Below are 13,919 nucleotides of genomic sequence, written 5' to 3' on the forward strand. Positions count from 1 at the left end.
AGAGCACCTCGCGGTTGAAGTCGTCGACCACGTTGAAGGTGCGGAAGCGCCGGCCGCACGCCAAGGCGTCGCTCATGAAGTCGACCGACCAGACGGTGTCAGGCAACCTCGGGACATACAGCGCGACACGCTCGCGCTTCGGAAGACGCCGCTTCGCAGCGCGGCGCAGGTTGAGCCGCATGGCCTTGTATACGCGATAGATTCTTTTCGGGTTCCAGTCAGGACGCACCCTGCGTAGCACGTCGCTGCATTTCCAGAAGCCGCGACTCGGTCGATCTTCGACGACACGTGCGATCGCCGCAATCAACTCGGCATCGCGCACTGTCCAGTCGAGCGGTGGCGCATACCACGCCGCACGCGCAAGCCCGACGCATGCACAGGACCGACGCAGTGGCCGCGCGTGCACCTCGATCAGGTACCGCACGGCCTCGCGCTTGCGCGCCGGCCCTAGAGTTTTTTTGCGATGAGATCCTTCATGGCCGCGTTGTCGAGCGCCAACTCGGCATACATCCGCTTGAGCTTGGTGTTCTCGGACTCAAGCTCCTTGACCCGCCGCAGCTCCGAAGCCTCCAGGCCTCCGTACTTGCTCTTCCACTGGTAGTACGTCGCTGTGCTGATACCGACCTGGCGACAGATGTCCTTGACGGACACGCCGGCGTCGGCCTGCTTAAGCGTCGCAACGATCTGCGTCTCGGTGAACTTTGATATGCGCATAGAACTTCCTGGCTGAGGAAACGATGCCAGAAAGATCTACTTATGCGGTGTCTGTCAGGTGGGGGAGCTTACGCTATGACTGTCGTCTTGAGATATCCCGTTTGGGAGCCTCTGAGTGAAATCTGAGGCATCCGATGTCTGTGCAGAGGACGCAGAATTCACAGGAGACGGCTCACGGGTTGTGGGTTTGTCAGGTCCACATTGGTATTTCAGCAGCCTGTTAGACGTTTGGCCGGTCGCGCGTTTGCTTAGAACTCCTGCCAGCTGCTGTCGTTGCTGGATGCCGTGACTACCGCGCGTAGCTTGGACGCGGTGGCGCGACCGGCCGCAGTCACCTTCGCCGTGAGCGCAGGCGCCGCCGCCGGCCGCGGTGTGGCGGTACGTACTGGCACCTGCGCATCGGCGGCATCGGTCTTGAACACCGCCACGGCGTCGGTGAGCTGGGTGGCCTGGTCTTCCAGTGCCCGTGCTGCGGCAGTGGCTTCCTCCACCAGCGCGGCATTCTGCTGGGTGGTTTCGTCCATCTGGGTCACGGTCTGGTTGACCTGTTCGATGCCCGCCGATTGCTCCTGCGAGGCGGCGGAGATCTCGCCCATGATGTCGGTCACGCGCTGCACGCTGGAGACGATCTCGCCCATGGTCTTGCCGGCGCTGTGCACCAGCACCGAGCCATCCGCCACGCGCTGCACCGAGTCGTCGATGAGGTCCTTGATCTCTTTGGCCGCGCCCGAGGAGCGCTGTGCCAGGGTGCGCACTTCCGAGGCCACCACCGCAAAGCCGCGGCCCTGTTCGCCGGCGCGTGCGGCTTCCACCGCGGCGTTCAAGGCCAGGATATTGGTCTGGAAGGCGATGCCATCGATGACCGAGATGATATCGGCGATCTTCTTGGACGAGGCTTCGATACCGCTCATGGTCTCGACCACCTTGCCGACGATCTCGCCGCCCTGCGAGGCCACACCGGCGGCGCCTATCGCCAGCTGGTTGGCCTCGCGCGCGCTTTCAGCATTCTGCCTGACGGTCGAGGTGAGTTCTTCCATCGAGGCGGCGGTTTCTTCCAGGCTGGCGGCCTGTTGCTCGGTGCGCTGCGACAGGTCCTGGTTGCCGGCGGCGATCTCGCTGGCGGCGCCCTTGATCGAGATCGCCGACACCTTGATGCCGGTGACGATCTCGGCCAGCTGCACGGCGGTGGCATTCGCATTGTCGCGCATCTGTGCAAACACGCCGTGGAACTCGCCGCTCATGCGCGCGGTGAGGTCGCCGGCCGCGATCGACTGCAACAGCCCCGAGAGCGATTGCAAATTGCCGTCGGCGGTGGACATCAAGGTGTTGAGGCTTTCCACCATCACCCGGAAGTCGTACTGGAAGCGCTCGGCATCGCCGCGCGCACTGAAGTCGCCGTTGGCCGCTGCCTGCGCCAGATGCTTGATTTGGGCGTTCATCGCGCCCAGATTGAGCTTGACCTGCGCCATGGTCTCGGTGAGCCCGGCCTTCTCGCCGGGCAGCTTGTCCATGTCTTCGCTGAGATCGCCAATGGCATAGCGGCCCATGATCTGCGCCAGCTTCATATTCAGCGCGATATGCGAGGCCACCAGGTTGTTGGTGTCGCTGGCCATGCGGCCGTAGTCGCCTGGGAATGCGTCTGCATCAATGCGGAAGCTGATCTGCCCATCATCATGGCGCTTGGCCATGTCGGTCTGCGCGGTCAGCAGATTACGCAACTGCAACTGCATCTTGTGCATGGCCTTGAGCAGCCGGCCGGTTTCGTCGTTGAACGACGTATCGACGTCGTTGTCCAGCGTGCCGCCGGCGATCGCCTCGGCGGCGCGGGTGGCCCGGCCGAGCGGCTGGGTGAGGCTGCGCGTGATCAGCAGGCCCAGCGCGGCGCTCAGCAGGATCACCAGCACGGTGCCAGCGACCAGCAGCTTGCGCGAGTCGTCCATCGACTTCAGTGCAACCGACGACGCATCAGCTGCCATCTTGTCCTGCAAAGTAATGTTTTCGGCGATCTTGTCCTGCCAGCCCTGCATGGCAGGCGCGGCCTTGGTGAGCAGGAGCGACAACGCCTCGTCGCTATGTCCGGTCATCACCAGGTCCATGACCTTGTCGTTCAAGCTCTTGACCTGGGCACGGCGTGTATCGATCTCGGCGCGCAGAACCTTGCCCTGATCCGAGGGCGGCATGGCATACAGCGCTTCGCGGGCCTTGGTGTAATCGGCACGCGCGGACTGAATGATTGCGATGAACTGGCGATTCTGCTCATCTGTGGTGGGCAGCACCACATTCCGCAGCTGCGTACCAATGACGAAGTTGGCATTCATCATGTCGTTGGATAGGCGGATTTTCACCATGTTCTGGTTGACGATATCGTCGACCAGGGCACGTGCAGAGGCCAGGCCGCGATAACCGATGAAGGCGATCAAGCCGGACAGTACGATCAGCAAGGAAAATGCTACCGCCAGGCGCGGGCCGACGTTGTAGCGTTGGAGGAATGCGGTCATGGCAGGTCTCAACGACATCTGGTGAAGGAAGAACCCCGGTGACGTCAAATCGCAGGTGCCATTACGGGTCGCTAAGGCGGATAACGGCGGCCCGAGGGAATTACTTAATGCCCTATATGAAAATTGCATAACTGAGGGTTGGCATGATTTGTGAAAAAACCCGCCAAAATATCCGCTAACTCACTGATGCAATTGATGAAATCCAATCGTGTGAGCTATTTTTACACGTATGTCGGCTGAACCCCAACCCCTCAACGCCATGCCCCGCGCCAAGTTATCCACCGCAGCGGTGGATAAGCCTGTGGAGAAATAACGTTATTTGTCCTGTTTAATTGGCAGGCCATCCAGTCAACCTTTGGTTGAAAGCACAGTCAGTAGAGCGCTCAACAGCAGATCGGCGTCGCCGCCGCTGCGCGACGCCGACAGCGTTAGAAGCTCAATAGAGGGGCTGCGCCCCTCCCACCGCCACTGCGACCTTACAAATCGGGAAACCAACCAGCTCGGAGCGCAGTGGCGGCGGTTCCCTCCCGCGAAGAGCAAAGGCGGGTCAGCAGGAAGTCATTAGCCGGACTTCGAGCAGGGCATTGCCCTGGAATGGTTGCCGGCTTCGGGGGACGTGCGTTGAAGAGCGGTCACCGTGCGCTACGCGCACACAGAACCGACACGATCACTGCTGATGGAGTGATGCGTGGTGCCGGAAGCAGTGAAAGAAGCGAACTCAACAAACCCGAACCAGGCACACAGCGGCGTCGGGCAACCGGCGCCGTTTTTTTTGGGCGTGCACCTGACCAGGTGCACGCCGCGCCGTGCGTCAGCGCCGACCCCGCACAGCTCAACACCCGCGCCGATGCCTAGGCGCGGTGCAGCCGCGTGACGCCTCGCCGAGTCAGCCGGCAAAGATCACGCACGTGCCGACGAACGGCATGCAATCAACTGCAAAATCTGCTTGCAAGGTAAGAATAATAATACTATTATTATTACCAATTAGGCCGCTGGAGCCGCACATGGACCCGTCCCAAGACGCACGCGATCGCATCCTCAAAGCTGCTGATGCGCTGTATGACCAAGCCGGGCGTGAGGTCTTCCCGACCGTCGATGCCGTGCGCAAAGCGGCCAAGGTCAACATGAACGAAGCAAACACCGTCATGAAAGAGTGGCGGCGGACGCAAGCGCGTCCGGCTTCGGTTGCCGTCCAGGTGCCCGAGCCTGTGCAGCAGGCCGCTGGCTCGGCGGTGGTGGCGATTTGGCAAGCCGCCCAAGAGGCGGCCAACGACGCGCTGCGTGCAGCCCAGGCAGGGTGGGAAGCCGAGCGGCAGGAAGCGGAGGCACTGAGCCAGCAGATGGCCGACGCCTACGAAGCCCAGGCGCTTGAGTTGGAGGCGGCCCAAGCACGTATTGCCGAGCTGGATACGGCCATGCAGCAGGCTGCCTCGGCCGCAGTCGCCCACACGGCCGCTTTTGACCAGGTGCGCACCGAACTGGTGGCCCTGCAGCAGCGCGCAAGCACCGCAGAGGCCCGCGCCAGCGAGTTGCGCACCGAGCTGGACCGGGCGCACCTGATTGCAGCCGAGCAGCGTAACGCTGCCGGCCAGGCCCGCGAGGACGCAGCGAACTTACGGGGTCGGCTGGCAGCGCTTGAGTCGGTGGCCACCTCGCCCGCCTCGCCAAAGACCGGCCAGGCCAAGCCGCGCGGGCGCGGCGCCAGCTAGCATGCGTGCTGGCGTGCAGCTAAGCATGCGTGCTGCTAAAGCAGCTTGCATGCGTGCATGCATGTTGCTAAGGTATTGCACACTTGCCCTCAAGCAAGCGACTTCCACCAGGAGCGCAGTGCATGAAAACCATCGCCATCGCCGTCCAGAAGGGCGGCTCCGGCAAGACAACGATCGCCGTTCACCTCGCGGTGGCCGCGCAGCAAGCCGGCCTGCGCGTTGCGCTGGCCGACACCGATCCGCAAGGCTCGGCCAAGGGGTGGGCCGAAACCCGCAAGCACTCCACGCTTGAAGTGGTGGCCATCACCTCCGCCAACGTCGGCCCAGCGGTCCAGGCCGCAGCCGAGGAAGGCTATGACCTGTTGATAGTGGACACCCCCCCGCATGCGTCAGCCGGCATCGCGGCCGCGCTAGAGCATGCGGATCTCGCCTTGATGCCGATCCGCCCGAGCCTGCTGGATCTAGCCGCCGCGCCGGCTTCGATCCGGCTATTGCAGGCCAGCGGCAAGCCGGGGGCGTTCATCTTGTCCAGCGCCCCGATCCGCGCCAGTGAGACGCGGGAAGTGGCGCGGGAGCTAGCCAGCACCGGCATTCCGGTGCTGGAAACAGTCATCCACGACCGGACTGCCTACCGTCGCGCCCTTGCTCACGGCCAAGCCGTGGGTGAATTTGAACCGGCCGGCAAGGCCGCATTTGAAATTCGCGCCCTGTGGCGTGAAGTGCACACGCTTTTAAGCACAACCAAAGGAACCCACGTATGACCACTGGACTCTCCGGCAAGCTCGGGAAGCTCGCCGCCCTGGACAAGAACAGCCAGCCAGACAAGCCGGCGCGATCGGCCAAGTCGGCCGAACCAACCACGCAGCCGGCTCCCAAGGCCGGGACGGCGAAGAGCGCGCCCAAGGTTGGGGCCAACCGCACGATCACCATCCGTCACCTGACCGACGAAGACCTGCGCCGGATCTCCGAGTTTCGCTACACCCACAACATGACCATCCAGGACGTCACCATCAAAGGCATCTCGATGTTCCTCACCTCGATGGGTCTTGCGCCATTGTCAGCTCTGGCTGACACGCCCGAGTCCAGCGGCGACGAATAGCGCATGCGAGCATGCAAAGTGACTTGCATGTTTAGTTGCAAGCATGCTTGCATGCTAGTGTGTGCGCAATCTCGCATGTTTGCATGTTTGCTGCTTTGCATGCAGGCCTGCAAGGCCGAATGCATGCGCGCATGCACGCCAGCTTGCATGTTATCTCGCACAGTGCATGCAAGTCTGCAAACTGCTAAAGCGGCTTGCATGCAGTTGCGCTCAGGACGCACTTCGATCAGCTGCATGCAAAGCATCAAGCATGCGTGCATGCAGGTATGACGATGGGTGCCCAGGTCATTGAAGCCTTCGCCAAGGGCTGGACAAACCGGCGGATTCTGGCCGGCAAGCCGCGCCAGGTTGGCCGCTGGGTGATCGGCGAAGACGGCACCCGTCGCCGGCTTCTGAGCTTCGCACCTGGTGACCGGTTTGCACTCGATCTATGGGAGCAGAATGACTACGGCACAACGCGATGGCGGGTTGTGCTGTGTGAGGCATTACCGGCCGGCCAGGCGGGCGAAAGCGTGCCGGCAGTGCGCCCAGATGTCGCCATTCTGGCCGACATCACAGGCGCAACGCGGGTGCGCGCTTATGTGGCCTGGTTAGCCCTGAATCGGTCAAAAATTGACACCCTAAATCGGCTAGAATTGGCGCGTATCGAACAGTTTTTCCAGCGCATGCCACTGGCGCGGTTGAAGGTTTTAACCGCCGACGTGAGAGCCAAACTCCCCCGCAAAAGGCGAGGTTAGCGGCATGTCTGTGACACGAAAGAATCTCATCAAAGGGCTATCACTCGGCCTAGGCCTAGCAGTGATTGCCCCCGCACTTGGATGGGCAAGTGCGCGCGGTCTGGCCTCGCTAGGTTTTACCGTGATTGCTAACCTTTCGCCAAGCGTGGCGCAAGGTCTGTACCTCCTGAATCGCAATACGCACAGCGCAGAGCGGGGCCAGCTGGTCGCATTCTCCCCACATAATGCGGCAGCGCGTTATGGCTTTGAACGCGGCTGGATGAAGCCCGGAAGTCTTTACATCAAGCGTGTCGGTGCGGTTGCTGGCGACACGGTGTGCGTGAACAGCGAAGTCAGCATTGCAACCCCAACGACCGCAGGGCACCCAGCCACCTATCGGCGTGTGGGCGCGGTCGCTGCCACGGACCGAACAGGCGTGGCATTGCCTCACGTCTTACAGGGCTGCACGCGTGTTCCAGCGGGGCACATCTTCACCATCGGTGATGGTCTCGCTAACAGCTATGACGGCCGCTATTACGGGTTCGTTCCGCTGTCCGTAATCGCCGGAAGCATTACACCGTTGTGGACGCAAGCGTCTTCGGTAGGAGTCGATCATGAGTGACCTGATGTCAGTGATTCTCGCTTGCTCTATCGGCGTGCATCCGCAAACCGTGCAGGCGATCATCAAGCATGAGAGTGGCGGCAATCCGTACGCCATCAACAACCAGGTCCGTAGCTTCTACCCGACCCGGTTTGACGATGCCCAGCGGATCGCAGTCGAACAGGTGCGGGCCGGTCGCAGTACCGATATCGGGCTGATGCAGATCAACTCGCAGCATCTGACCAAGTTCGGAGTGTCGCCGGTTGACCTACTAGACCCATGCACAAACATCCGCATTGGCACCACCATTTTGGCGCGGAACTACGCCCAGACATGGGCCAAATATCGCGCCGAAAAGCCTGCGCTGCTGGGCGCCTTGTCGATGTACAACACCGGCAACGAGTCGCGCGGATTGAGCAATGGTTACGTGAGCTGGGTGTCGCAAGCGGCTGGGGTGGCGGTGAACTTCCCGGCAAGCGGGAAGGCGAGCGGCCGCCGGTCCACCAAAGCCCAAGCCAATGCTGTTCCCGTGATGTCGCCCGCAGCCGCGCCCACAGGGTTCGCAGGGACCGGGCCGAAGGCTGCACAACCGAAGCCACGCTGACCGCTTGTGCGGCGTTGTGCGGGCAGCGTCCGATAGGGTGGGGCTTGGTCGAGGCCGACGGTTCCGAGACGCGCTACAGCAGAGCCAGAGCGGGCACTGTGGTTTCTGCGAAGGGTGGGTGTGATCGGAGGGGGTGAGGGCGTCGGAAGGCAAAAGCCGAGAAGCGGAAAAGAAGGGTAAGATAAAAGTGTGTGTGGTATGTGGGTTTTAACTGACTATTTCTATTAGCTTTTTCTTACAACATTGCCATTTAATCTTGTTGTAATTTACAACATAGTTCTTTAGGGCTGGGAGACGACCGTGGTCGGCAGTGAAAAGCGCAGCTCAGCAGGGCCAGACCAGGACGCTGGGAAGGGCAGTCAGGGCGCAAGCAGCACCGACAAGCTGCTGCGCGTTCCCCTGTCCAAGGGCCGCCAGGCGCGTAACAACTCCCAGGTCAATGAAGTGATCAGCCGTGTCAAAAGCGCTGCCAAGCGGGCGGCACGGACCGGGCGCATTTCCGGCGCGACCACGCACCATGCTGGGCGCGGCGCTGGCGTCAGGATCAACACCGGAAGCCGACAACAGCGCGTCACCATCAAGGCCCGTGTGGTTGCAGCACCACGGGTCGGAGCAAAAGCCGCCATGCAGCGGCACGTGGACTATGCGCAACGCCACGGCGTAGACAAGGATGGCGGGCCGGCCCGCCCGTTTACCGACACGGGCGAACTCACGCGCGAGCAGACATCGCAGTTCGTGGACCGGGCAGAACCTGACCGGCATTCGTTCCGATTCATCGTCTCGCCTGAAGATGGCGCGAACTTGAATCTAGAAAGCTACACCCGCGATTTGATGCAACAGATGGAGCAGGATCTAGGGACAAAACTGGACTGGATGGCCGTCGCCCACCATGACACCGACAACCCGCACGTGCACATCATCGTGCGTGGGGTGGATGACAAGGGCGGCGACCTGGTGATTAGCCGCGACTACATCAGCAATGGCATGCGCGAGCGGGCACGTGAGCTGGCAACGCGCGAGCTGGGATATCGGAGCGATATCGACATCTATCGCTCTGCTGCGAAGGAGGTCACGCAAGAGCGCTGGACGGGTCTAGATGCGTCCATGCTTCGGGAGCAGCAGAGCCGCGAAAGCGGCCTAATCCATGCCGGCAAGGTGCATGCAGATCCGTTCCGCAATGCACAGCGGCAATTGCGGCTACAGCGGCTGGCGATCCTGCGTGACCACGGCTTAGCTACCGAACAGATGCCCGGTCGCTGGAAGATCCACGCGAACGCGCCGGAGGCGATGCGTGCGATGGCGCAAGAGCGCAGGCTAGCAACAGAGCTTAAGCCGCACATTGACGCCGAACGTAGCCGGCGTGGCCTGCTGGCCGACAAGGACAGTCTGAAAGCTGCACCCGTGCAGGGTGTCATCCTTGATCGCGGATTGGCAGACAAACTGTCAGGCACCGAGTACGTCATTGTTGGCGGATTCGACGGCCAGGTGCATTACGCGACGCTTAGCATGCACTCAGAGCGACACATGCCTGAGCGCGGACGCATCGGCGACACCGTGGAGCTTGGCACCTACACGCCGCCAGCCGCCACGTCTGCGGACAAGAACGTGCTAAGGCGCTTGAAGAGCGGCGTCTATCTCCCGGACGCGCATCTGGCCGAGGTGAAGGCGTGGGACCCGAAGCGCTTGCCTGCGAATGCAACGCCGGAGTCCTACATCGATGCGCACGTCAATCGCATGGAAGCGCTGGCGAGCCGAGGACATGTCACCAAGCTGCCTGACGGCACGTTCCGTGTGCCCCCAGACCTCTTGGCGCGGCTCGATGGTGATCCAGCCATTGCCCGTGACAAAAACTCGTTCGTGCGTCTGGACGTTAAGGCGCAAGGCTCGCTCAACCGCCAGAGCCAAGTCATCGGGCGCACGTTCCTTGACGACCAGCTGGCCGCTGGTCGCCTTGAGCAGCTGAAGAACACCACTATCCGCACACGCACCCAGGTGCAGTTCCTAGACGCACTGGAAGCGCGTGCCGACCGCCTGGTTGAGTTGCAGCTGGCCCAGCGCACTCCCGTCGGGGTGCGCCTGAAGGCCGGCTTTGACGACGAGTTGCGCGACATGGAGCGCGCGATGGTGCAGAAACACCAGGTGGCGGGACTGTTGAAGCCGCATCTTCGAGCCGAGCGGAGTCAGAGCGGGCGACTGGCAGACGAAAAGAGCCTAGAGACATCTGGACCGGTCCAGGGCGTCATTCTCGACCGTGGGCAGGCCGACAAGCGATCGGGCGCCGAATACGTCGTCGTCGCCGGCTTCGACGGCCAGGTGCATTACGCAACGCTCAGTGCCCCGTCGGAGCGGCACCTGGTCGAACGCGGGCAAATCGGTGACACCGTGACCCTCGACAGCTACACGCCGCCGGTCGCCACGGCGGCAGACAAAAACGTGCTGCGGCGGTTGAAGGATGAGATCTATTCCCCTGAGGCACACCTGGAAGAGGTCAAGGAATGGGACCCGAAACGTCTGCCCGGCAACGCAACGCCAGAGTCCTACATCGAGGCGCACGTGCGGCGTATGGACGCCTTGGCGCACCGAGGCCATGTGACCAAGTTGGAGGACGGCACCTTCCAGGTGCCGGCCGACCTGGTGGAGCGTGTCAACGCCGATCCCACACTCAGCGACCCCAAGCGCGCCTTTGTGCGCCTGGACGTGCTTGGGAAGGGGCCGCTGCCTCAGCAGAGCCAGGTCATTGCACGCACGTTCCTGGACGACCAGCTGGCCGCTGGTCGCCTTGAGCAGATGAAGGGCGCCACCAGCCGCACCCGCACGCAAGCGCAGTTCCTGGAAGCGCTGGAAGCGCGCACCGACCGCCTGGTTGCACTGCGGATGGCCGAACGCACTCCGGCAGGCGTGCGCCTCAAGGCCGGCTTTGACGAAGACATGCGCGGCATGGAGCTGGCCGATGCACAGAAACGGCTAGCGTCCAAGTACGGCCAGCCTGTCAATCTCGATGTGGCCCGCCGCTTCCAGGGAACAGTGGAGGCCATCGAGAATCTGCCCAGCGGCCCGCATGCGGTGATCGTCCAGAACGGAGCGTTTGCGGTGGTGCCGGCGAAAGATGGCCTGCAGGGCCAGCTCGGCAACACCGTCGCGGTGCAGCTGGCGAAGGGCCAGAGCATGAACCAGACATTCCAGTCGGTGCGCATCCGCTTCGCGGCAATGGATGTGCTGGACAAGGGCAAATCGTTAGGACTCACACGGAGTTAAACCGATGGCACCACAAAGCAAACAACGCGAGAAAACCCGTCACGCTGGCGGACTGCGGGGCGGTCCCATGGTCGCCTGCGTGGTCTGCATCTTTCTGGGCGTGTGGGCGGCGGGCCAGTACGTCGCCTATGCGCTGGCCTACCAGTCGCAGCTCGGTGCGCCCTGGTTCCAGATTGCAGGGCATGGCATCTATGCGCCCTGGTCATATGTTCCCTGGTTGTGGGATTACAACGCCTACGCCCCGGACATCTTCACCAGGGCGATCTACATCGTTGCCGCATTTGCAGCGCTGGGCTTCGTCGCCATGGTGGCGGTGGCCATCTTCCGCACCCGCGCCCAGGAGACGGTCTTGACGCACGGCTCGGCGCGCTGGGCCGAGGCCAGGGAAATCGAGAAGTCCGGCCTGCTGGGTCAGGCCGGCGTGGTACTCGGCATGACCGAAGACGGTCAGTACCTCACCCACAACGGCCCGGAGCATCTGGAAGTCACCGCGCCGAGCCGGTCGGGCAAAGGCGTGGGCATCGTCGTGCCCACGTTGCTGAACTGGCAGGCGAGCGTGGTGGTCAACGACATCAAGGGCGAGAACTGGGAGCTGACATCGGGCTACCGGAGCCGGATCGGCTATGCGTTGAAATTCAACCCAACCCAGCGTGACACCTGCCGGTTCAACCCGCTGGCCGAGATTCGACCAGGCGATAACGAGGTGAAGGACGCCCAGAACGTTACCGACATGCTGGTTGACCCGGACGGCAAGGGCAAACCCGACCATTGGAGCAAGGAGGCCGATTCGTGGCTGCTGGCGGTGGTGCTTCATGTCCTCTATGCCGAGCCGGATAAGACGCTCGCCGGCATCGCCATGTTCCTGGACAACCCGGAACGGACGATGGAAGCGACGCTGCAATACATGCTCGACACCAAGCACCGCAACGGCAAGGTGCATCCGGTCGTTGCGATCGGAGCAAGGGCCATGCTCAACAAGAGCGCCAACGAGCGCAGCGGTGTGCATTCGACGGCGCGCAGCTTCTTCAACCTCTACTACGACCCCATCGTGGGCGCCGCGACCAGCGAAAGCGACTTTCGCATCATCGACCTGATGCGTGCGCCATACCCGCTATCGCTGTATCTGATCAGTCCGCCGAGTGACAAATCACGTTTGCGGCCCTTGTTCCGGCTGATGCTGCAACAGATCACGCGCCGGCTGACCGAAGAATTGCACCCGGAAGGCAACAAGCATCGGCTGCTGTTGCTGGTCGATGAGTTCCCGTCCTTGGGCAAATTGGAGTTCTTTGAGGAAGGGCTGGGCTACGTCGCCGGCTATGGCATCAAGTGCATGATGATCAACCAGAGCTATAACCAAATCGTGAAATATTACGGGCCAAGTAATACCGTCATGGATGGTGCACATATCCACGTGTGGTATGCGCCCAACACCGACGAGACGGCCAAGCGCATCAGCGATTCGCTTGGCATGACGACGGAGATCCACCAGCAGACCAACTACACCGGCGGGCGCTTGTCCGGCTGGTTAGGGCACGTGATGGTGTCCAACCAAGAATCGGCCCGCGCCCTGATGACCCCAGGCGAGGTGCGGGAAATGGACCCGGCCAAGAAGATCATCGTTGTCGCAGGCCTGCCGCCGATCATGGCCATGAAGATCAAGTATTACAGCGACAAACGGTTCTGCGACCTGGTGCCGCCGACTGACGAACGCGGCAAGGTGCTAGATCCGACCCACAAGTACGCACCGGTCGCCAACACCAGCGCCAGGCCATACCCCTACGGGCCGCCAGTCGCCGGCAACCCGTGGACCAAGCTTACCCCCGCTGTGGTGCCGGTCGCGGTGGCGGCCGCCCTGCAGCCGGCCGTCCAAGACTCCCGCGACCTGGACGCCACCCCCGAGCCGATGCCCGCACAGGAGGTGGCCGTCGAAGCCGCGCCCATGCTCGATGACGATATCGGCGCCGATGCCGACATCGACACCCATGAAATCACCGTCAGTCCCGTCGCCAAAGCCGATGGCATGGATGCAGCTGACGACGACATGGACTACATGCTCCCATGAAGAAATCTGACGGTAAGACCATCCTGCACACCCAGATCCAAACCCGACTCATCAACTTAGCCAAGCGCGAAGCCGTCGAACGCCGCATTCCGCTTCGCGCCGTTGTCGAGGCGGCGCTAGCAGAGCGCTACGACCCCGAACACGCCAAAGCCGAAGAAATGCTGGTCCTCAAGGAATTGAGGTCACTGCGCAACGAGGTGCGTAACGTGCACTTCGGCAATCAGATGCTGGTCGAGCTAACAACGCTTACGACCAAGAATCTGTTTGCACGCCTGCCTGCTGCCACGCCTGCCAGCAACGCGGCGGGCGAGGGCTTCTACAACGCCCTGATCGCGTCGGTGGAACGCGTTTTCAGCCAGCGACAGCCGCTGCTGGACAAGTTGACCGGCTCGTTGTTGCGCGCCCAGACCGATAGCGAGTTCGACGCCCTGCAAGCAGCAACCGGGCAGACCGACAACGCCGACCACGATCCAGAGGCCACCCCATGAACGCATTACGCTCCACTAATGTGTCCGTTTCGATGATCAGCCACCCACCCGTATGGAGGCTCAAAATCCAGTTGCTTGGCATCTCCCCCACAGTCTGGCGTCGGCTCGATACCTACGCTGATGTGGAATTGGCGCAGCTGCACTACTTCATCCAAGGCGCGATGGGCTGGGAG

At 62.1% G+C, this 13,919-nt stretch carries 11 protein-coding genes and 1 pseudogene; 10 read left to right on the forward strand and 2 right to left on the reverse strand.

All coding sequences use genetic code 11. The features are described from left to right. A pseudogene (locus LL972_RS20835) lies at positions 1–714 on the reverse strand (transposase); the annotation flags it as partial. A 248-nt stretch (positions 715–962) separates the two neighbouring features. After that, positions 963–3,212 (reverse strand): methyl-accepting chemotaxis protein, encoded by a 2,250-nt coding sequence (locus LL972_RS20840; protein WP_228329211.1) that lies wholly within the window; start codon positions 3,210–3,212, stop codon positions 963–965. A 1,004-nt stretch (positions 3,213–4,216) separates the two neighbouring features. Here LL972_RS20840 and LL972_RS20845 point away from each other — a divergent pair. The 10 genes from LL972_RS20845 to LL972_RS20890 all read left to right on the forward strand — a co-directional run. Beyond that, on the forward strand, positions 4,217–4,921 hold the full coding sequence (locus tag LL972_RS20845) for a DNA-binding protein (protein WP_228329212.1): 705 nt from the start codon (positions 4,217–4,219) through the stop codon (positions 4,919–4,921). A 122-nt stretch (positions 4,922–5,043) separates the two neighbouring features. Further along, positions 5,044–5,682, forward strand: a complete 639-nt coding sequence (parA, locus tag LL972_RS20850) for a ParA family partition ATPase (RefSeq protein ID WP_046932094.1) — start codon at positions 5,044–5,046, stop codon at positions 5,680–5,682. After that, positions 5,679–6,020 (forward strand): hypothetical protein, encoded by a 342-nt coding sequence (locus tag LL972_RS20855; RefSeq protein WP_116887270.1) that lies wholly within the window; start codon positions 5,679–5,681, stop codon positions 6,018–6,020. The genes parA and LL972_RS20855 overlap by 4 nt, the downstream gene beginning before the upstream one ends. A gap of 272 nt (positions 6,021–6,292) precedes the next feature. Continuing rightward, complete coding sequence (locus LL972_RS20860; protein WP_019238174.1) at positions 6,293–6,757, forward strand: DUF2840 domain-containing protein; 465 nt, start codon at positions 6,293–6,295, stop codon at positions 6,755–6,757. A 4-nt stretch (positions 6,758–6,761) separates the two neighbouring features. Further along, positions 6,762–7,358 carry a signal peptidase I gene (gene lepB, locus LL972_RS20865; protein ID WP_228329213.1) on the forward strand — a complete coding sequence of 199 codons (597 nt, stop codon included), beginning with the start codon at positions 6,762–6,764 and terminating at the stop codon, positions 7,356–7,358. Continuing rightward, complete coding sequence (locus LL972_RS20870) at positions 7,351–7,941, forward strand: lytic transglycosylase domain-containing protein (RefSeq protein WP_116891174.1); 591 nt, start codon at positions 7,351–7,353, stop codon at positions 7,939–7,941. The genes lepB and LL972_RS20870 overlap by 8 nt, the downstream gene beginning before the upstream one ends. Positions 7,942–8,565: 624 nt before the next feature. Then, positions 8,566–11,196, forward strand: a complete 2,631-nt coding sequence (locus LL972_RS20875) for a DUF3363 domain-containing protein (protein WP_266104717.1) — start codon at positions 8,566–8,568, stop codon at positions 11,194–11,196. A 4-nt stretch (positions 11,197–11,200) separates the two neighbouring features. Beyond that, a complete protein-coding gene (gene traG / locus LL972_RS20880) occupies positions 11,201–13,258 on the forward strand; it encodes an IncP-type conjugal transfer protein TraG (protein WP_228329215.1) in 2,058 nt (685 codons plus the stop codon). Continuing rightward, positions 13,255–13,746: a hypothetical protein gene (locus LL972_RS20885; RefSeq protein WP_006451398.1), complete on the forward strand. Its 492-nt coding sequence runs from the start codon at positions 13,255–13,257 to the stop codon at positions 13,744–13,746. The genes traG and LL972_RS20885 overlap by 4 nt, the downstream gene beginning before the upstream one ends. A 32-nt stretch (positions 13,747–13,778) precedes the next feature. Next, positions 13,779–13,919: plasmid pRiA4b ORF-3 family protein (locus LL972_RS20890; RefSeq protein WP_228329216.1), on the forward strand; the 141-nt coding region annotated here is incomplete at its 3' end.

The sequence above is a fragment of the Xanthomonas campestris pv. asclepiadis genome (genome assembly GCF_020784175.1).
In the GTDB taxonomy this organism is placed as follows: Bacteria; Pseudomonadota; Gammaproteobacteria; order Xanthomonadales; family Xanthomonadaceae; genus Xanthomonas; species Xanthomonas campestris_D.